The following is a 19,419-nucleotide window of genomic DNA, read 5'->3' as shown; positions in this document are numbered from 1 at the left end:
GTCTAGCAGAGGCCGGCGACGGCTTTGAGCGCCTGCTCGCGTTTGCTGCCGAAACCAAGCTGATCCGGGTTGGCCAGTTCAAGCTGTTGTACCAGAGGGTCCGGGTGCTGGTTATCGAAGGTAATCCCCAGGCGTGACAGCACGTAGGGTGCGAGCGCAGCGCGGGTATCGATCTCCAGCCGGCCACGTTCCATGCCGTAATCCCTGGCGATAATCTGTTGCTGGGCCTCGGTCAGGCGCTGATCCGGTGTTACCACCAGGGTGACTTCGCGGTTCCAGTCGTCGTCCTGCTCGCGAGTGTGTTTTGCCCGTGGTCTCAGAGCTTCCGGGGAGGTGCGGAAGCGGCTCAGGGCGAAGTCGCGGAATTCCCGGTTTGAATCGCACCAGGCCCTCAGGTGCCAGCTGTTGCCGGCACAAACCAGGGTGTGTGGTTCAAGGATGCTTTCCACGGCTTCAGGCCGGCTCAGGGACGCGTAGCTGGCCCGCAATTGTCGGCCTTGCCGCGTTGCCGCGACCACCGTCCGCATGGTTTCAGGCGCAATCACCCGGTTGGGGCCCTGGACAACCGTACTGTCGGGCAGGCCGATGTTCAGGGACTTGAAGGTGCTACTCAGGCTCTGCTGGCGGGCAAGCAGGTCCAGATACTCGTTCACCAGTCCCCGGGTAACCACCGGCCGAAATTTCGCGGCTGGCACATAGCCCTTCAGATGGCGATCATAAACCAGATTGCCGGGTGCCAGCTCACGCAGGTAGGTATTGATGTCCTTGGATGCTTGCTGACGACCAATGCCAAAGCTGTGGCAGATGTGGTTGGTGGTCAGTCGACCTTCCCACAGGGCAATGGTTTCAATCAGTCGGTAGCGAAGCAGCAGATCCCAGCGGATGGGCCAGTCCGTTTTTTTCATAACCAGGCGCTCGTGATCCAATGAATAGCTTGATTTCATGTTACCCGCTCCGACACGCAGGGTCTGTTACGGCACATTAATGTAAAACTCTGTTAAACAGCAATATAGCGGCCTTTGCAGGATTTTGTGACAGAGTTAACAGGTTTCGGGAAGTGCTTAGTGGTTTTACTTCAGGCTCCTGATCTAATACGTAGCCGGCAAGGTCCGGTGCTTGCTGCTACTTTGAGTTCCATCACCCCGAAAACATCCTGTAACGCCCGGAGCTGCTGTAATGACCCGAATGGTCGCCTCCCTGTCTGCCCTGATTCTGAGTATCATTCTGCTGGTCAGCGGTAATGCGTTCCTGATGACCCTGTTGGGTATCCGCCTCAGCATTGAGGCCATATCGCCAGATATTATCGGCTGGATTCTGGTCTGTTACTCCATCGGTTTTGTGCTTGGCACCCTTTACGTCCACCGGATTATAGGTCGTGTTGGCCACATCCGTGCCTTTGCGGTGCTGGCTGCGATTGCTGCCGTGACTTCCCTGCTCTATCCGATGGCCATTTCCGAGATTTTCTGGGCGGCACTGCGAGTGCTTTCCGGTTTCAGCATTGCCGGGGTTCTGGTTGTTATCGAGAGCTGGTTTTCCAGCCGGGCAACCAACGCCAACCGGGGCGCGCTGTTTGCCGTTTACCAGATAGTATTTTACCTCTCGGCCGCCGGTGGCCAGCTAATCGTCAATATCGGCGACCCGGCCAACTTCATGCCGTTCTCGATTGCTGCGATTCTGCTGACGCTGGCCCTGGTTCCGCTGGCGATGACCCGTATGGAAGCACCGGTGATTGAACAGGTTCAGCGTATCTCCATCTTTACGCTGGCCCGTGAGTCCTTCACCGGCGTCGCCGGTGCTTTGGTCTGTGGCATCATGATTGGCGGCTTTTATGCCCTCGGCCCGGTTTATGCCACGATGGTCGGGCTGGACGTTGCCAGGACGTCCACCTTCATGGCCAGTGCCATCGTGGCCGCGATGATACTGGCCTGGCCACTGGGCCGGCTCTGTGACCGGTTTGACCGTCGTCGGGTGATGTTCTGGGTGGCTGTGTTTGCCGCCTCCGCGGCTGGCGGTATCGGGGTTCTGGGGGCGTCTAACCCTTGGTTGCTGACCCTGCTGGTGGGCTTGTTTACCGGCCTGTCTGCCACCCTGTATCCGATTGCGGTGGCCATCACCAATGACCGCATGGAGAGTACCCGCATTGTTGCTACCAGCGCCACGCTGTTGCTCAGCTACGGTGTTGGCAGTGTCATCGGGCCGGTCGCCATGGCCGAACTGATCAATCTGCTTGGGCCGAAAGGGCTGTTTCTGGGCAATGCCGGCTTCCTTCTGGTGCTGGCGGTTATCACCAGCTATCGGATCAGTCATACCGAGGATGTTGCGGTGAAAGATCAGGAGCACTTTGTGCCGGCCATGCCGGAAACGTCTCCGGTGCTTACCGAGCTGGATCCACGGAATAGCGAGTTCCACCAGTCTCCTGAAGTCGATGAGATGCAGGACGAGCTGCGTCAGGCCGGCTGACGCAGCTCTCGGTTTTCCCCGATTTTGTTTTTACTTCCACATCTGTTTTTATTTCAATGATTAGCATACTATTGGTAACTTTCCGATATGTGGCTTATTGGCTTATTGCCGGTCTTTCTGAAGGCTTGACCTTGTCCCTTTTTGAACGGAGTGACGACAAATGAGAGAGCAGTTTCCTTTTGCGGTAGCCCGGGTTACCCGCCGCTGGAGAAAAATGCTGGATGAGCGCCTGAAGGATCTTGGCGTAACCCAGGCACGGTGGAGCACCATGGTGTATCTGGAGAAGGGCGGTGAAGGCCTGACCCAGCGTGAACTGGCCAGCCTCATGGCTATCGAGAATCCGACCCTGGTTCGGCTGCTGGACAGCCTGGAACAGCAGGGGCTGATTGAACGCCGGCCCTGCCCGAACGATCGCCGGGCCCGCCGCCTGCACCTGACGGGCGCTGGCCGTGCCTTTATGGATGAGCTTTCCGGGCGAGCCGAGGTACTTCGGGAGGAAATGCTTGAGGGCATCAGCGACGAAGAGATCGAGTGTACCGTCGAGGTTTTCCACAAAATCCTGGAAAACGCTGAAAAGCAGAAGTAATCCTTGGCTGATAACTCGGTTGAGGGCCTGAAGGCCCGCTACGGGGATCGCTGGCGTTGGCTGGCACTGGCTACGGTGGTTACGGGCACCATGGCCACTGTTCTCAGCGCCACTGTGGTCAACGTGGCGCTTCACGACATCATGGTGGAGTTCGGTATCCGTCAGGGCCAGGTGCACTGGCTGGCAACCGGATTCATCGCCGCCATGACCACCACCATGCTCGCCTCTTCCTGGTTGCTGGATCATTTCGGGGTTCGAAAAACCCTGGCCACGGCCATGTTCCTGTTCACGCTGATTTCCCTTGCCGGTGGGTTTGCCAGCTCGCCGGAGCAGTTGATTGTCGCGCGGATTGGTCAGGGCGCCATGGCCGGTCTGATGCAACCCATGGGGATGTACCTGGTGTTCCGTATTTTTCCCCGGAACCGGCGTGGTCAGGCCATGGGCATCTATGGCATGGGCGTGATCCTGGCGCCGGCTCTGGGTCCGGTACTGGGCGGCTTTCTGGTTGATCAGCTGAGCTGGCGATACGTGATGTTTGCCCCGGCTCCGGTGACGCTTGTGGGTGTCCTGATGGCATGGCGCTTTCTGCCTCTGCCAGTGTCGCGGCCGGCTCCCTACCCCTTTGATCTTCCCGGCCTGGCGTTGCTCGGATTTACCATCGCACTGTCACTCGACACCCTGAACAGGCTGCAGCAGGCGGACGGACAGCAGGCATGGCTTATGGCTGAGGCACTGCTGGCGATAGCAACCCTGTCGCTCTTCATCTTCCGGGAGCGGCGCATCCGGCACCCGTTGGTGAACATTAGCCTGTTGCGCAAGCCGGCCTTTCTCTATGCCTGTCTGGGTGCTATGGCACTGGGCCTTGCCCTGTTCGGATCCACCTACCTGATTCCCCTGTTTGTACAGACCGCCCTGGGGTTCACGGCGACAGAAGCCGGGTTGCTGATGTTGCCGGCCGGCATTGTCCTGGGCATGATCTTCCCCCTGGCGGGCCGTCTGGCGGACAAGCAGAGCGCCCGCAAGCTGGTTATCTTCGGCATTGCAGTATTTGCCTTGTCGGCGGCGCTGTTCGCCCTTTCGGATCTGGATCTGGCCTTTGGCTGGCTGGCCCTATGGGCAGTGCTGGGCCGGATCGGTATCGGCTTTATGCTTCCGGCACTGTCAACGGGTGCCCTGAATCCGCTGGAACCGCAGGAGCTGGGTGCCGGTTCCAGTACTCTCAATTTCATGCGACAGCTGGGCGGCGCCTTCGGCGTCAACTTGGTGGCGCTGACCATTGAGTTTGGTGAACACAGTGCGGGCATGCCCACGGTCAACGCCTTCCATTCGGCCTGGTGGCTGGTGGCGGTGTTTGTGGCGGTTGCGGCGATACCGGTATGGCGGATGCGGGTTTAGTTGCCATAGCGGAAACCGATGACAAGACCCAGGTGGCGACGGTTGTGCTCGCTGCTCGTGTCAGCAAGACCCGCTGGGTTATCCCGGGAGTCACGGTGGGGATGCTGCTGGCCAGCATACCGGTTATTATGACGGGGCGTTGGCTGACGGAACGGTTGCCCCTGGCCACAGCGCGAACTGGTGCGGGCGTTCTGTTTATTGTGCTTGCTGTAGTCACGGTATGGGCGACCTACGTGAACTCCTGCACGTGAACTCCTGAAGGTACCTGCTGTCACTACCGGGGTGCCCCTGATGCTTTCGGAACTTTGTTTATGTGGTTGAGATCTCTAGTGGTGTTTTTCCTGGCGCAGTTCCTGATGCTACCGGCACTTCAGGCTGCGGAACCTGCAGAAGGTGTGTCTGCACAGGGTGGAGAGAATGCCGGCGATCCCGAAAGCCCGGAAGCGCCGGACCGAAGCCCCCGTGTTCCGACCTTCCCGGTCCAGGGTGACCTGGCGGGACAGTTGGGAGTCTATGAAACCAGTTACGAGGATACCTTTGCGGCTATTGGTAACCGCTTGGCTATGGGGTATCTGGAGCTGGTGAAGGCCAACCCCGGCGTTGACCCCTGGCTGCCCGGCGAAGGCACCACCATTACCCTGCCGCGCCGGTACGTTTTGCCGGATGCCCGGCGTGAGGGGATTGTCATTAATCTGGCCGAATATCGCCTCTATTATTTTACCGACCAGGGCGTGCAGGTTTACCCGGTCGGAGTTGGTACCGCGGAAAATCCCTCACCCCTGACCGATGCGGAAGTGACCATGCCCCTGGAATCCCCTGCCTGGTATCCGCCGGCCAGTATCCGGGCCGAGTACGAGGCATCTGGTGATTATCTGCCCCGAATGATTCCCCCTGGTCCGGGGAATCCCCTGGGTACTCATGCCCTGTTGCTGAGTGAGAAGGGTTATCTGATTCACGGCACCAACAAAAAGTTTGGTGTGGGTATGCCCGTCAGCCACGGTTGTTTCCGGATGTATAACGAAGACATTTCAAGGTTCGTTTACCAGGTTGAAAAGGGCACGCCGGTTCAGGTAGTGCATGATGCCGTCAAGATCGGGTTTTCCGATGGCGAGGTCTGGCTCGAAGTGCACCGCCCCCATGAGGACTACAATAGTGAGGACCGGGACCGTTTGTGGCAGCAGGTATTTGCCGAAGTTGAGTCTTTCCGGGCAAGCCATCCGGGGGTAGAGGTGAAGCGCAGCGCCATTGAGCTTGCCGTGGATCAGGCCGATGGCCTGCCCACCATGATTGGTGAACGGGTTACCCGGATGGCTGCGGACAGGACCGTTGACGAGAAAACGCCCGAATCCGAGAGCGAACCGGAACAGCGGCTTTACTTCTGAGGGGGAGCTTGCGGCCAGTCCAATTCCTCACAATAATGAAAAACCGGGAGTGTCCATGAGTCAAACCATTCTGATTACCGGCGCCAGTTCCGGCCTGGGGGAAGGCATGGCACGCGAATTCGCGGCCCGCGGCGACAATCTGGCCCTGTGCGCCCGGCGCACCGATCGCCTGGAGAACCTCAGGGAGGAACTCGGCCGGGAGTACCCAGGCATCATGGTGAGTCTTCGGGCTCTGGATGTGAACGATCATGATCAGGTGTTTTCGGTATTCAGGGCGTTTCGTGACGAGTTCGGTAGCCTGGAGCGGATTATTGTCAACGCCGGAATCGGTAAGGGGCAGCCATTGGGCACCGGCAAGTTCGATGCCAACCGGCAGACGGCGGAGACCAATTTCGTGGCGGCCCTCGCCCAGATGGAAGCGGCCATGGAGCTCTTCCGGGAACAGAACCGGGGCCATCTGGTCACCGTATCTTCAGTAACAGCCGTGCGGGGCCTGCCAGGGAATGTTACCACCTACGCGGCAACCAAGGCTGGTATTGCGGCTCTGTCCGAGGGTTTGCGCGTGGACCTTGCGAAAGCGAAATCCCCGATAAAAGTGACTACACTGTACCCAGGGTATATTCGAACCGAGATCAACGAGAAGGTCCGCAACACGCCCTTTATTGTTGATGCAAAAACAGGATGCAGGGCCATGGTCAAGGCGATTGAGTCGGGTAAGGACGAGTGTTTTGTGCCCACCTGGCCCTGGACTCCGATCGGATTTTTGCTTCGGCGTCTGCCGGTTTCGGTGCTCGCCCGAATATTCTGAATTTCTTCCGCATCCGGGGAGGCCTCATGCAGGTACACCGTGCCATGCGATCACAGAATCCCGCCCGTCTGCGGCTCTGGGCCCTGGTGCTGTTGACCGGTGTGCTTCTGGCACTGGCTTCTCTGGCGCACCAGGTCTTTGCCCAGCAGAAGTCGTCCGGCATCGCCCTGGTACTCACCGTTGAGGGCGCCATCGGCCCCGCGACCATGGACTATGTCACCCGAGGCATCCGCCGGGCTGAGTCCGAAGGCGCCGGCCTCGTTATTATCGAAATGGACACACCCGGCGGCCTGATGAACTCCATGCGGGACATCATCAAGGTCATCCTTGCCTCCGAAGTGCCCGTGGCTACCTATGTTTCTCCCCAGGGCGCCCGGGCAGCCAGCGCCGGCACCTACATTCTGTATGGCAGTCACATCGCCGCCATGGCACCGGCAACCAACCTGGGCTCGGCAACCCCGGTGCAGATGGGCGGCCTGCCGGGAAGTCAGGAGCCGGCCAGTGAACCCGCACCCAAAGACGCTGATGCCAGGGAGGGCGCTGAGTCCGGAGCTGAGTCGCCTGCTGCCGAAGAAAATGCCGGGGAAGAGAGCAACAAACGTCGTGGCACCACCGCCATGGAGCGCAAGGTGCTGGAGGATGCCGTCAGTTACATTCGCGGGCTCGCAGAGCGCCACGGCCGTAATGCCGACTGGGCAGAAGAGGCGGTGCGGGAAGCGGTGAATCTTGGTGCCGCCGAAGCGCTTGAGAAGAACGTCATAGACGTGGTTTCTCCGAATCTCCGGGATCTGCTTCAGCAAGTCGACGGCCGTCAGGTTGCCATGGCGTCGGGAGACATGACGCTGGCAACCGCAAATCTTGAAATTGTCCGCTCCCAGCCAGACTGGCGCACCCGCTTGCTGTCCGTGATCACCGATCCGAACGTCGCCTATTTCCTGATGATCATTGGCTTCTACGGCATTATTTTCGAACTGGCCAACCCCGGTGCCGTGGTGCCCGGCGTGATTGGCGCCATCAGTCTGATTCTTGCACTCTTCGCCTTCCAGGTGCTGTCGGTGAATTACGCCGGTCTGGCGCTGATCCTGCTCGGGTTGGCGTTTATCGTGGGTGAGGCCTTCGTACCCAGTTTCGGAATACTGGGTGTCGGGGGGATCGTCGCCTTCGTCACCGGATCGGTGATCCTGATGGATGGCAGTCACCGGGATATTTCCCTGCCGACCATCGGCGGCACCGCCGTGGTTGCGGCCGGGTTTATCCTCTGGACGGTCACCCGGTTCATTGGTCTGCGCCGCAGGTCTCCGGTCAGTGGCACCGAGCAGTTAACCCACGAGGAGGGCGTGTCGCTGGACGATTTTTCCGGAGAACATGGTCACTACCGGGGGCACGTCAGACTCAGCGGTGAGCGGTGGAATGCCATAAGCGAGGAGCCCGTCAAAGAGGGCGACCGGGTCCGTGTTGCAGCAATCGAGGGTTTAACGGTAACCGTCAGGGTCATCCCGGAAAACGGCTGATCCGGCAAACAGAGTCTAACGGCAAAACAAGGAGGCCGTATGATTGGCGAACTGATTCCTTACCTTGCACCTATCGTGGTGTTATTACTGATTCTCGGCTCGGCCATCAAGATACTGCCGGAATATCAGCGTGGTGTGGTGTTTTTTCTGGGCCGGTTTCAGGGGGTGAAAGGCCCGGGCCTGATCATCATAATCCCGGGTATACAACAGATGGTGCGGGTTGACCTGCGGGTCATTGTACTGGATGTGCCCAGTCAGGACGTGATTTCCAAGGATAACGTCACGGTTCGGGTAAATGCCGTGCTCTATTATCGGGTAGTGGATCCGGAGCGAGCAATTATCCGGGTTGAGAATTTCGACTCGGCCACCAGCCAGCTGGCGCAAACGACACTGCGTTCGGTGCTGGGCAAGCATGATCTGGATGAAATGCTCTCGGAGCGGGACAAGCTGAATTCGGACATTCAGGAGATCATCGATTCCCAGACGGAGGAGTGGGGCATCAAGGTGGCCAATGTGGAAATCAAGCATGTGGACCTGAACGAATCCATGATTCGTGCTATCGCCCGTCAGGCAGAGGCCGAGCGTGAGCGGCGGGCCAAGGTCATTCACGCCGAAGGCGAATTGCAGGCGTCGAAGAAACTGGTAGAAGCGGCGAATGTGATGTCAGCGAATTCGGGGTCGATGCAGCTTCGGTACTTGCAGACGCTGGCGGACATGAGTAATACCAATACGGCCACCATCGTGTTTCCGCTGCCGATGGAATTGATGACAACGTTCCTGAAGGAGAACAAATCGGTGACTCCGGAAAAACCGGACGCCGAGGCATAAAAAAAGGCCGGAAAACCCGGCCTTTTCAGCATCATCGGCGTGAGCCTTACTTCATGCTTGAGCGCTCGAGCATACGCTTGGCACGCTCGTTGGCTTCGTCAGCAGCCCTTTGAGCTGCCTTGGCTGCCGCCAGTGCTTCTTGCGCAGTCTGCTGGGCAGAGCGGGCAGTGCCGGCAGCGCTGTTCGCGGTGCTCAGTGCATTTTTAGCAGTGCTCTCAGCGGAGCTTGCTGTTGCATTTGCTTCGTCGACGGCACCCTGATCCGTCGTGGCACAGCCTGCAGTCAGAACAGTGGCCAGTGCAAGCCCGGCGATCGTCAGTTTACGCATTGTAAATCCCCTTATTGGTCGAGTTATTTCCTGTGATCCGAAAGTCAGTATAGACGACTTCCTGTCAACCTGCCCGATAGGTGCAATAGGCAATGACTACCGGAGTCGTTAAACAGTGTAAAACACTGTAAGGTAAAATGTTAACTCAGGATAGGTAAATATTCTTAGCTTATGACAACAACTTAATGCTGTTGCCAGACTCTCTTCAGGGATGAATGCTGATCGGGGTGCCGTTGGACACGAGTTGCCAGATTTCGTCTATCTCTTCGTTGGTAACGGCGATGCAGCCGTCGGTCCAGTCCAGGCCGCGATAGGCAAACGCCATGTCTTCCTTGCCGTTCGGCAAGCCGTGAATCATGATGCTGCCACCGGGATCCAGCCCCCAGGCAGAAGCCAGCTCCCGGTCCCGCTCGCTGGGGTAGGAAATGTGGATGGATCTGTAGAAATCGCTTTCGGCGTTGCGCCAGTCCAGGGTGTAGTCGCCCTCCGGGGTCCGTTCGTCACCCTCATACAGCTTATGGCCTTCCGGGTTGTCGCCCAGGGAAATGCGATAACTGCGCACCACCTGATCCCCGCTCATGAGGTAAAGGCGCCGTTCACCCTTGCGAACCACGACCTTGCTGACATCCTGAATATCGACGGGGGTGTATGCGGTTTCTGCAGGCATCCGGGGGTCGGCTTTGGCCAGCAACTCCGTGGCCATAGCCTGAGGTGTCATTGCCAGCCAGAACAGGACCAAGGCGTAGAAAGCAGCGCGAGTAACCAGCATATCGTTAACTTACCAATGATTAATCTTTGTACAGGCGTTTTATACCATAGCCTGTCAGCGATCTGTTAAGGGGTTTTGTTAACTTTTTTAGCTATCCGGGTCGTCCCTCAGCTGTTTTGTGAACTGTCCATTTTAAGACCCACCTTGGTCACCTGGTCGGCACTGGTAGCCCTGGCAACCAGTGTAACCGGCCCAAGGGTTACGATATCCCCAACAACCGGGTGCCCCTTGGTCCGTCTGGTGAAGCACTCGGCCAGGGACAGTTCCGGGGGCAGTTCGTCGAACTCGATGCCGTAGACCTGCTCCACGTCCCCCAGCAGGGCATCGCCATTGAGAACGAAATCACCAAAGAATGCCCGCTCGGCAAGGTATTTGGGGGCATGGCGGCCGCTGAGTGCCTTACCGAGCTCCGGCAACACGCCGGGCGTGGCAAACATCGCCACCATATCGCCACTGGCCACTTCCAGATCCCCTTTTGGTTGCAGGCAGACCCGATTGCGGAAAACACCGGCCACCGCCGTGTTTTCCGGAAATCGCAGCTGGCTCAGACGGCGCGGTGTCTCCCAGCTCTTGCCGCGCAGGGGAAACAGCATCAGTTCGTGATCACCCGCCGCAGGGGCATCCAGGGGCAGCCGGCGATAGGGGTCCTCTCCGGCAGGAACCTCCAGGCGCAGTTTACGGGCCAGGGGCGCCATGGTGGTTCCCTGAACCAGCAGGGAAACAAGGACAATGAAGAAGGCCGCGTGGAACACCAGCTGCGCCTCCGGCAGGTCCGCGATGATCGGGAACAGGGCCAGGACGATCGGAACCGCCCCGCGCAGGCCAACCCAGCTGATAAAAATCAGCTCCCGCCGGTTAAAGGCAAACGGCCAGAGCGTGAGCATAACCGTGAGTGGGCGAATGACAAAGATCAGGGCGAGTGCCAGCACCAGGCCACCACCGGCCAGCGGAATCAGATCGGACGGATTGACCAGCAAGCCGAGCATCAGGAACAGGCAAAGCTGTGCCAGCCAGGCGAGGCCATCGTGGACCTGCAGGATCATCGGCATCATCCGTACATGGCGGTTGCCGATCACCACACCTGTCAGGTAAATCGCCAGGAAGCCACTGCCTCCCAGGGTGTTGGTGGCGGAAAATACCGAAATGCCGGCAGCGGCCACCAGCAGCGGATATAAAGAGGGTGTCAGGCGAATGCGGTTGGCCAGCTCCACTACGGCAAAGCCGCCAAGAATGCCTGCTATACCTCCAATTCCGAACTGTTTGACCAGCATGGTCAGCGCTGCCCAGCCGGCCTGGTCGCCGGTATTGCCAATCAGGGTAACCAGCATCAGGGTCAGAAAAATGGCCATTGGATCGTTGCTGCCGGATTCAATTTCCAGGGTGGCGCTGACCCGCTCATTCAGGTGCAGGCCGCGGCCCTGAAGCAGGGAGAAAACGGCGGCGGCATCGGTGGAGGAAATGATGGCACCGATCAGCAACGCAGTCAGCCAGTGCAGGTCAAATACCCACCAGGCGACAACGGCAGCGCCCGCGGCTGTCATGGCCACCCCCAGCGTTGCCAGTACCAGGGCGGGTTTCAGACCTACCCGAAAGGTTTCTGAACGGGTACGCATGCCGCCATCCAGCAGGATGACGCCCAAGGCCAGGTTGGCAATCACGAACGCCAGTTCAAAATCATTGAACTCGATTCCGCCCGGGCCGTCCTCGCCCATCATCATGCCCACGATCAGGAATATCAGCAGCACAGGCATACCCACCCGGCTGGAAAGCGGGCTGAGCACAATGCTGATGACCAGCATCAGGGCACCGAGCAGGGTCAGGGTGGGGTCCATTTATTCTCCAGACAGAATGCTTGCCCATAACCGGGCTGACCGCTTATATTGCTCACGCGGCCATTGTTTTGCGGGTGTAGTTCAATGGTAGAACGGCAGCTTCCCAAGCTGCATACGAGGGTTCGATTCCCTTCACCCGCTCCATTGCCTCTCCGGCCGGTTTCCTTTCTAGTGTAGTTTGAGACGCGGGTGCATGGCACGGCTGATTTTGTCCATCAGCCAGATGATGCCGGTGCGGAGCATGCCGTGCAGCGCCACCTGGTGCATCCGGTAAAGCGACAAATAAAACAGGCGCGCAACCTTGCCTTCAATATACATGCTGCGGCCTGACAGATTGCCCATGAGGTTGCCAACGGTGGTATAGCGGCTGAAGTTGATCAGTGAACCATGATCGTTGTAAACGAATGGCACAGCTTCGCCGTTCTCAAGCCGGTTGCACAGGGTCTTGAACAGGGTGTCGGCTTGCTGGTGGGCAGCCTGGGCCCGGGGCGGTACCGGCCGGTCTGAATCCGGTTGCGGGCAGGCGGCGCAGTCACCGAGGGCGAAGACATCGGTGTCCTGGGTAGTCTGCAGGGTCTGCTCCACCACCAACTGGTTGCTGCGGTTCACCTCCAGGCCGTCCAGCTCGGCCAGGAACGCCGGGGCCTTGATTCCGGCTGCCCAGATGGTCATCTCGGCGGGCAGCTCGGTGCCGTCCTTCATGATAATGCTGGCCTCCCGGACCTCGCTGACCGGCTGGCCGGTGAGTACCTGTACATTCTGGTGCTCCAGCTCTCGCGTGGCCGCGGCCGAGAGCCGGGCTGGCAGTGCCGGCAGGATGCGGTCAGCGGCTTCGATCACACTGATCGAGACGTCGGATGCCTGCAGGTGATTCATTCCGTACACCGGCAGCTCCCGGGACGCCAGGCGAAGTTCTGCCGCCAGTTCCACTCCGGTGGCGCCGGCGCCGATAATACTGATGTTCAGGGTGTGCTCTGCACCTTGCAGTGCCTTGTGATTCTTGCGCAGGAAGGCATTGAGCATGAGCTTGTGGAAGCGCCTGGCCTGTTTCAGGCTGTCGAGGAACAGACAGTTGTCCTGGGCGCCGGGCGTACCGAAATCATTGGCGGTGCTGCCCACGGCGATGACCAGGGTGTCGTAGCTGATGTGGCGCTCGGGCACCACTTCTGCGCCTTCTTCGTCGTGAAACGGAGCAATGACCAGTTTTTTGGCGGTGCGGTCCAGCCCGCTCATGCGCCCGAGCTGGAATTCGTAGTGATGCTTCCTGGCATGGGCGCGGTAGTTGATCTCGTTGGCGTTGGCGTCCAGGGAACCGGAGGCGACTTCGTGAAGGAGGGGTTTCCAGACATGGGTGAGCCCGGCATCCACCAGGGTAGTTCTGGCCCTGCGCTTCTTTCCCAGTTTGTCGCCCAGGCTGGTTACCAGCTCAAGACCACCAGCGCCGCCGCCAACCACAACAATATGATGAAGTTTGTCCATAGCAATCAGACCTGTAAGTGAAGAAAGCCAAGCGCTCTGCAGGCAAAACGCTTGGCTGTCCTCACTGGGGAACCGATGAAAGATAGGGTGCTAATGCTACCGCAGTGTCGCTACCTTCAGCCCCGCCCCGCCCCGCCCCCGGGGCCGGTAAACCTAGTGGTGGGTGCGGTAACAGTCCAGAATAGCTGCCATGTCGTCGCCGAGCTCCTTTATGGTCTGGGCCTCAAGCTTACGCTCACCCATGGATCGGAGCCCCATAATCTGGGCCTGAAGCAGCCGGGCAAGGCGCCGGCAATCCACCGATTGCACCAGCTCGCCCCTTGCCCTGGCCTGTTCCAGCAGTTCCGTAATGGACTGCTCGATGGCAGCAAGAATGCTGTTGGCCTGGGCGGCCAGGGCCAGGTGAGTGTTGCTGGATTCCAGCAGTGTTTTCACGATCATGCACGCCCGGGAGGGTGGTGTATCTTCACCGCCACAACTGCAGGCGATGCCGCGCAGGTAGTCCTGTAGCCCGTCAACGATGGACTCGTACCCTTTAAGGTGGGCCGCCAGTTCAAGCCCCCCCTGTTCGGCGTAGGCCGCCAGGGCTTCTGAAAACAGGCCATCCTTACTGCCGAACGTAGCGTAAATACTGCCCGGGCGCATATCAAGGGCCTGCTCAATCTGTTTCATGGAGCTGCCGTGGTAGCCTTTCTCCCAGAACAGTCCCACCGCTTTTTCCAGAGCGATTTTTCTGTCGTAGCGTGCATGTCTGGCCATAACAACGAATCACCAATACCGTGTTTTGAATGACTGCTCAATTATAGCTTGAGTAATCAATCAATAACAGTCAGCTGGCGTCGGTTGCCAGAATGTTTTCCTGCCTTGCCCGTTTCCTGTTTTCGAGCCGCTTGTCGACGCAGGCTTCCTCATCCCGCAGGATAACGACGCACTCCAGGCACTGAATGCACTCATCGTAGTCTACCCGGCCGTCCTTGCGGATGGCGTTGATGCCGCAGGCGTTTTTGCAGTGCTGACAGGGATTGCCGCAGAGCTCGACCCGGTCCAGCCAGCTGAACAGCCGGAGACGGCCCAGCACCGCAAGGCCTGCCCCGAGCGGGCACAGGTAGCGGCAGTAGAACTTGTGAATGAACATGCCGGTCACCAGCAGGCCAACGGCGTAAACCACGAATGGCCAATAGCGAACGAAGAGCAGCGTAATGCTGGTTTTGAAGGGCTCCACTTCCGCCAGTTGCCCGGCCAGGGTGAGAGAATAGAACGCAGTACCTACCAGTCCCAGCAGAATCGGGTATTTGATCAGGATCAGGCGCCTGTGCCAGTGCTCGGGTATTCTGGCCTGACGGAATTTCAGTTTTTCCCCGAGCCAGGCGGCCATTTCCTGAAGGGCCCCGAACGGGCACAGCCAGCCGCAGAACAGGCCCCGGCCCCAGATAAACAGGGTGATAAAGGTATAGACCCAGAGAATGAAAATCACCGGGTCGAGCAGGAAAACATTCAGGGAAAAACCGTCCCAGATGGCCAGGAACAGGGTATAGACGTTGACGACCGAAAGCTGGCCCTGTGCATAAAAGCCGATAAAGAACAGAGTAAAAAACAGGAATCCCCAACGGAAACGGTGCACCAGTCTCGGGTGCCGGCTCAGTGTTCTCTGTTTGGCGAAGAACATTGTCAGTAATGCCAGGCTCAGAACCAGCAGCGAGATCTGCCACCAGCGTTCTTTCCAGAGGCCGACCCACACCGGTTCCCGCATATCCCGGGGGTTGGGGGCAACCTCAACGGTTTCAAACAGCGAATCATTGAATTTGACAGGTATTGTCAGTGAGGTGCTATCTACCATCAGATGGTTTCGGGCCAGCGCCACGTTGAGTTTGAGGCTGGCCTGGGCGCCGGGGTTGAAGCCGGCGTTACCGCCGACGCGGAACAGGTGGCGGGCCTCAAACGAGGGGATGCCGGCAGCATGGAAGTCCAGATCCTGATCAAGCAGGTTCAGATCCCGCATTTCAACGGCCAGGTTGTTCTGGATAAGGCCGATCCGGTCCGGTGAGCTGCCTGGGACAAACTCTTCGGACACATGGGGAAACACACCACGGGACATAACAGCGAGCACCTGGGCGTTGTCATCGAGCCTTTGCATTAGTCGCTGGTAGCCTTCGTTACCCAACAGGTTACGCCCGACCATGGGCGAGTTGATATAACCGAAGAACAGCTCGCTGAAGGGCTCACCCCCGGCGGGCTCGATATCCACCGGATAGTCGCTGAGCGGCCGCCCGAGCGCCGCTTCAATGGCCTCTCCTGAGGCCTGCCAGTGGCCGATATAGCCACGGTCCACCAGCTGCTGCCAGGACAGGGGCTCGAAGAACTCCGGTTTCGCCCGCGTCGGGGCGCTCTGGGCAAAACCTTCGAGTTTGGTGCGGGCGACTTTCAGCGCCGAGGAAAGCACGGTGTCGTTGATGATCAGTACCGACACGGTGGCCTTGCTGACGCCGTCAAAGTGCACCACACTGCCGTCGCTGGTACGCCCGGACCGGCTGGAATTTGAGGTGCTGACAATAATCTGTTCCCGAAGTGAACGGCCTTCGTACTGGTCTACAAAGGCGAACAGGGGTTCTTCACCCAGCCCGTGCAGGAAGACCGGCTCGTGGTGGTTCAGCACCTTTACGCCGGTAAACCGACCCTTGGTGTCCAGGCCAATCAGCAGACTGATGGGTTTGCCGGCGAAGCCCTGGAGACGGCTGTGGTCCACGGACTCGTAGGCATAACCCAGCAGCTCCTGGAGTTGATACACCGGGTACACGGGAAAGTCCGGCAACTTGTCTTGAATCACGGTTGCCGAGGGGAACAGCTCCCGGATCATTGCCCGCTTGCTGTCCGACAATTCCGCGTCGGCTGCGGGCAAGATAAACAGACAGGTGAAAAGGAGCACAATGCGCCCCGCCATGGAGTACTCCTGTGGTTCTTTTTGTCTGATCTTCCATGCTAGAGTTTTCGGCCCCGGGCTCAATGCGACCTCGGAACCAGCTGACTGCTACTTTGTGAGGAGAAATGCCATGACCGACGCTACCTACGCACCACCGAAAGTCTGGAAATGGGACTCCGAGAGCGGGGGTAGATTTGCCAACATCAATCGCCCCATCGCCGGGCCCACCCATGACAAGGAACTGCCGGTTGGCAAACACCCGTTGCAGCTCTATTCGCTGGCGACACCCAACGGCGTGAAGGTCACCGTGATGCTGGAGGAGCTTCTGGCGCAGGGGTTTGAAGGGGCGGACTATGACGCCTGGCCGATCCGGATTACCGAAGGTGAGCAGTTTGGCAGCGGCTTTGTTGAGGTGAATCCCAACTCCAAGATTCCGGCACTCATGGACCACAGCTCCGATCCTGCGATCCGGGTGTTCGAATCCGGCTCGATCCTGCTGTACCTGGCGGAAAAATTCGACGCCTTCCTGCCCAGGGACATTGTCCGGCGCACAGAAACCCTGAACTGGCTGTTCTGGCAGATGGGCAGCGCCCCCATGCTCGGTGGCGGCTTCGGTCACTTCTATGCCTACGCGCCGGAGAAGTACGAATACCCGATCAACCGTTACGCCATGGAGGTCAAGCGCCAGCTGGATGTCCTGGACCGTCAGCTGGCAAATAGCCGCTATATCGCCGGTGATGAGTACACCATTGCCGATATGGCGATCTGGCCCTGGTACGGCGCCCTGGTGAAGAACAAGGTTTATGAGGCTGCCGAGTTCCTGGAAGCTCACACCTATGCCCATGTTCTCCGGTGGACGGACGAGATCGCCCAGCGGCCGGCGGTCAAGCGCGGGCGCATAGTGAACCGCACCTGGGGCGAGCCGAATACACAGCTGCACGAACGGCACGATGCCAGTGATTTCGAGACCCGGACCCAGGACAAAATCGGGGATGGCGAATGAAGATTGCTATCCCTTGCTTTCCTTTGCCTTCTGAATGGCTTCCAGTTTCTCGTGCAACAGGGCTTCCAGCTTGATCAGCTGCGCCCGGTTCTTTTCATTTGGCCGGTTGGTGTACAGGTCAACGTAGGTTTTGGTGACCTCGCTCAGCACCGGGTGGAGCTTCTTGTAGTCTTCCTCGCTCATGGCAGCACTCCCTACAGGTTTCTGTGAGTTCCTTACAACAAACTATGGTGCATCCTCACCAATCCTCAAGGATTGAGATCAAATCCCGGGTAGTTTCCTGCTCACTCGAGGCGACTGACCTTGGCCATAAGGCGGCGCCAGTCGATCGGTAGCCGGGTTTCCAGCTCCGCCAGAATCGGGTCTTTTGAGTGGACTGACTGGAAATGCTGTTTACTGGCGTAAATGACTGTGTTGTTGCTCTTGCTTTTGAACATCAGCAACACGGTGAAGTGTTTCTTCAGTTGCCTGAAATACAGCCCCTCGACATCCGGCGTGCGATGGTAATTCAGCACCAGCCAGCCATTGCTGCCTAGCACCCTGGCGCAGTCATCCACGAAGTGTCTCTGGGCCTGGGCGGGGCTCATACGGTCGGCGTTATAAAGATCAGCCAGGATCATGCCGGTGCTGGCGTCTGGCAGTTTTTCCAGCGCATTGCGGGCATCGGCGATGGTGACTTCAAGGCGATTGCTGACGGGCAGGTCAAAGAATTCCCGGGCGGTATCGAGAACCGCCTGCCGGAGTTCCACGGCGTGAATCCGGCATTCCGGGTAAAGATGATGGAAAGCGCTGGCCATAACGCCCCCGCCGAGGCCGAGGATGGTGACATGGCTGGGAGGGGCAAAAGCCGCTGGTAACAGCATGGCCCGATTGTATTCGTGCACCGGGAGATGCGGATAGCGCCGGTCGATCTTGCTCTGCTCGAACACCGAATTGAAGGTGAGTACCCGGTGCTTGCGGTAGTCGATCACCAGAATACTTCCAAGGGCATCCCGGGTGTGATGAATAATCTCGCCCTTGTTGAACATTGCGGGTTACTGGTTCGAGTCGCTGATCAGGCTCCGGACGCTGTCCGTTTTCGCCAGTGTGAGCGCGGTCTCACCCTCGTTATTCCGGGCCCCGGGATCAGCCCCTTTCTCCAGTAGCAGGCGGACCGTCTCGGAATGACCGTTCCGGCTGGCGAGCATCAGCAGGCTTTCGCCCTCGCTGGTGCGCATGTTAACCGGTACGCCGGCATCCAGCATCACGCTGAGCGGGCCGGCACCGCCATTGCGCGCGAGATCGAAAATACCCTGGGCAAAGGCAACGGCGTCCTCATCCTTCTGGTTGGCGGGCTTTTGCGGCTGGCCGGGTTTCTGGTGGCTCATCAGGGCTCCATGGTCAGGTCAGTTGATTTTGTGTTACAACCTATTATCACAGAACGGGCTCATTCCAGACACCGTCAGAGAGCCAAAGGCCAACGATTAACAGGAGGCAAAGCCGTGAAACTGAAGGTTCAAGGCATTGAAGAAGGCCAGCCGATTCCGGAGAAATTCGCGTTCGGGGTCTACAGCGAAGAGGATCACATGAGCTTCGGGCCCAATCGGAACCCCGAGATGGTCTGGGAAGATACGCCGGAAGGAGCAAAAAGCTTTGTGGTAATGGTGTTTGATCCGGATGTGCCCAGCGTGGCGGATGATGTTAACCAGGAAGGTAAAACCGTCTCCAAAGACATTCCGCGGGTCGACTTTTTCCACTGGCTGCTGGTGGATATCCCGGCCAGTATTACCCGGATTCCGGAGGGCGAGGACAGTGATGGCGTGATCCCCAAGGGCAAGGATCCCGGTCCGGGGCCCATCGGTGTCCGTGGTGTCAACACTTACACCCAGTTCCTGGCCGGCAACCCGGACATGGCAGGCACCTATGCCGGTTATGACGGTCCCTGTCCGCCGTGGAACGATGAAATCATTCACCACTACCATTTTGAAGTGCACGCACTGGATGTGGACAGTCTGGGCCTTGAGGGCGAGTTTGATGGTAACGACGTGCGCGAGGCGATGGCCGGCCACGTACTGGCCAGTACCCGGGTAACCGGTACCTACACATTGAATCCCGACCTCCGTTAACTCCCCGATTTAGCTG

The 19,419-nt window shown here is 58.7% G+C and carries 20 protein-coding genes and 1 tRNA gene; 11 read left to right on the top strand and 10 right to left on the bottom strand.

Annotation, left to right across the window (positions count from 1 at the left end; all coding sequences use genetic code 11):
• Positions 1–2: 2 nt before the first annotated feature.
• The gene (locus D0851_RS12020; RefSeq protein WP_205422338.1) at positions 3–905 is read right to left on the bottom strand and encodes a helix-turn-helix transcriptional regulator; all 903 of its coding nucleotides are present in this window, start codon (positions 903–905) and stop codon (positions 3–5) included.
• Between the two features lie 271 nt (positions 906–1,176).
• Between D0851_RS12020 and D0851_RS12015 the strand changes: the two genes are divergently transcribed.
• From D0851_RS12015 to D0851_RS11980, 8 genes are all read left to right on the top strand, one after another.
• Entirely contained in the window at positions 1,177–2,460 is a 1,284-nt protein-coding gene (locus D0851_RS12015; RefSeq protein ID WP_117618858.1) for an MFS transporter, read from the top strand.
• A 160-nt stretch (positions 2,461–2,620) separates the two neighbouring features.
• Positions 2,621–3,046 (top strand): MarR family transcriptional regulator, encoded by a 426-nt coding sequence (locus D0851_RS12010; protein WP_117618857.1) that lies wholly within the window; start codon positions 2,621–2,623, stop codon positions 3,044–3,046.
• Positions 3,047–3,049: 3 nt separating this feature from the next.
• Positions 3,050–4,441 (top strand): MDR family MFS transporter, encoded by a 1,392-nt coding sequence (locus tag D0851_RS12005; protein ID WP_117618856.1) that lies wholly within the window; start codon positions 3,050–3,052, stop codon positions 4,439–4,441.
• A complete protein-coding gene (locus D0851_RS12000) occupies positions 4,423–4,692 on the top strand; it encodes a TMEM165/GDT1 family protein (protein ID WP_117618855.1) in 270 nt (89 codons plus the stop codon). The genes D0851_RS12005 and D0851_RS12000 overlap by 19 nt, the downstream gene beginning before the upstream one ends.
• A gap of 60 nt (positions 4,693–4,752) precedes the next feature.
• Positions 4,753–5,823 carry a L,D-transpeptidase family protein gene (locus D0851_RS11995; protein ID WP_117618854.1) on the top strand — a complete coding sequence of 357 codons (1,071 nt, stop codon included), beginning with the start codon at positions 4,753–4,755 and terminating at the stop codon, positions 5,821–5,823.
• A 55-nt stretch (positions 5,824–5,878) separates the two neighbouring features.
• Entirely contained in the window at positions 5,879–6,631 is a 753-nt protein-coding gene (locus D0851_RS11990; RefSeq protein WP_205422187.1) for an SDR family oxidoreductase, read from the top strand.
• A 26-nt stretch (positions 6,632–6,657) separates the two neighbouring features.
• Complete coding sequence (locus D0851_RS11985) at positions 6,658–8,142, top strand: NfeD family protein (protein WP_117618852.1); 1,485 nt, start codon at positions 6,658–6,660, stop codon at positions 8,140–8,142.
• A 39-nt stretch (positions 8,143–8,181) separates the two neighbouring features.
• On the top strand, positions 8,182–8,970 hold the full coding sequence (locus D0851_RS11980) for a slipin family protein (protein WP_117618851.1): 789 nt from the start codon (positions 8,182–8,184) through the stop codon (positions 8,968–8,970).
• 46 nt (positions 8,971–9,016) lie between these two features.
• On the opposite strand, the gene D0851_RS11975 is transcribed toward D0851_RS11980, so the two are convergent.
• From D0851_RS11975 to D0851_RS11965, 3 genes are all read right to left on the bottom strand, one after another.
• Entirely contained in the window at positions 9,017–9,298 is a 282-nt protein-coding gene (locus D0851_RS11975) for an Lpp/OprI family alanine-zipper lipoprotein (protein ID WP_117618850.1), read from the bottom strand.
• Between the two features lie 205 nt (positions 9,299–9,503).
• Positions 9,504–10,067, bottom strand: a complete 564-nt coding sequence (locus tag D0851_RS11970; protein WP_117618849.1) for a L,D-transpeptidase family protein — start codon at positions 10,065–10,067, stop codon at positions 9,504–9,506.
• Positions 10,068–10,174: 107 nt separating this feature from the next.
• Positions 10,175–11,899 carry a potassium/proton antiporter gene (locus D0851_RS11965; protein WP_117618848.1) on the bottom strand — a complete coding sequence of 575 codons (1,725 nt, stop codon included), beginning with the start codon at positions 11,897–11,899 and terminating at the stop codon, positions 10,175–10,177.
• A gap of 70 nt (positions 11,900–11,969) precedes the next feature.
• On the opposite strand from D0851_RS11965, the gene D0851_RS11960 reads away from it, so the two are divergent.
• Positions 11,970–12,043 (top strand) — tRNA-Gly (locus tag D0851_RS11960).
• Positions 12,044–12,067: 24 nt separating this feature from the next.
• On the opposite strand, the gene D0851_RS11955 is transcribed toward D0851_RS11960, so the two are convergent.
• From D0851_RS11955 to D0851_RS11945, 3 genes are all read right to left on the bottom strand, one after another.
• Positions 12,068–13,378: an NAD(P)/FAD-dependent oxidoreductase gene (locus D0851_RS11955; protein ID WP_117618847.1), complete on the bottom strand. Its 1,311-nt coding sequence runs from the start codon at positions 13,376–13,378 to the stop codon at positions 12,068–12,070.
• A 153-nt stretch (positions 13,379–13,531) separates the two neighbouring features.
• Positions 13,532–14,137 (bottom strand): TetR/AcrR family transcriptional regulator, encoded by a 606-nt coding sequence (locus D0851_RS11950; RefSeq protein ID WP_117618846.1) that lies wholly within the window; start codon positions 14,135–14,137, stop codon positions 13,532–13,534.
• Positions 14,138–14,207: 70 nt separating this feature from the next.
• On the bottom strand, positions 14,208–16,316 hold the full coding sequence (locus D0851_RS11945) for a NosR/NirI family protein (RefSeq protein ID WP_117618845.1): 2,109 nt from the start codon (positions 16,314–16,316) through the stop codon (positions 14,208–14,210).
• A gap of 109 nt (positions 16,317–16,425) precedes the next feature.
• Between D0851_RS11945 and yghU the strand changes: the two genes are divergently transcribed.
• Positions 16,426–17,298, top strand: coding sequence for a glutathione-dependent disulfide-bond oxidoreductase (gene yghU, locus D0851_RS11940; RefSeq protein WP_117618844.1), 873 nt, complete (start codon positions 16,426–16,428; stop codon positions 17,296–17,298).
• A gap of 6 nt (positions 17,299–17,304) precedes the next feature.
• Here yghU and D0851_RS20215 read toward each other — a convergent pair whose 3' ends face one another.
• The 3 genes from D0851_RS20215 to D0851_RS11930 form a co-directional block, all read right to left on the bottom strand.
• Positions 17,305–17,481, bottom strand: coding sequence for a hypothetical protein (locus tag D0851_RS20215; RefSeq protein ID WP_162893729.1), 177 nt, complete (start codon positions 17,479–17,481; stop codon positions 17,305–17,307).
• A gap of 101 nt (positions 17,482–17,582) precedes the next feature.
• Positions 17,583–18,326, bottom strand: a complete 744-nt coding sequence (locus tag D0851_RS11935; RefSeq protein WP_117618843.1) for a spermidine synthase — start codon at positions 18,324–18,326, stop codon at positions 17,583–17,585.
• A 6-nt stretch (positions 18,327–18,332) separates the two neighbouring features.
• The gene (locus D0851_RS11930; protein WP_117618842.1) at positions 18,333–18,665 is read right to left on the bottom strand and encodes an ankyrin repeat domain-containing protein; all 333 of its coding nucleotides are present in this window, start codon (positions 18,663–18,665) and stop codon (positions 18,333–18,335) included.
• Between the two features lie 114 nt (positions 18,666–18,779).
• Between D0851_RS11930 and D0851_RS11925 the strand changes: the two genes are divergently transcribed.
• Positions 18,780–19,403: a YbhB/YbcL family Raf kinase inhibitor-like protein gene (locus D0851_RS11925; RefSeq protein WP_117618841.1), complete on the top strand. Its 624-nt coding sequence runs from the start codon at positions 18,780–18,782 to the stop codon at positions 19,401–19,403.
• Positions 19,404–19,419 lie beyond the last annotated feature (16 nt).

Origin of the sequence: Marinobacter sp. Arc7-DN-1, from assembly GCF_003441595.1 — a bacterium.
GTDB classification, from domain to species: Bacteria; Pseudomonadota; Gammaproteobacteria; order Pseudomonadales; family Oleiphilaceae; genus Marinobacter; species Marinobacter metalliresistant.
The sequence above is the reverse complement of the archived record's forward strand: the minus strand, read 5'-3'. Positions and strand labels throughout refer to the sequence as shown.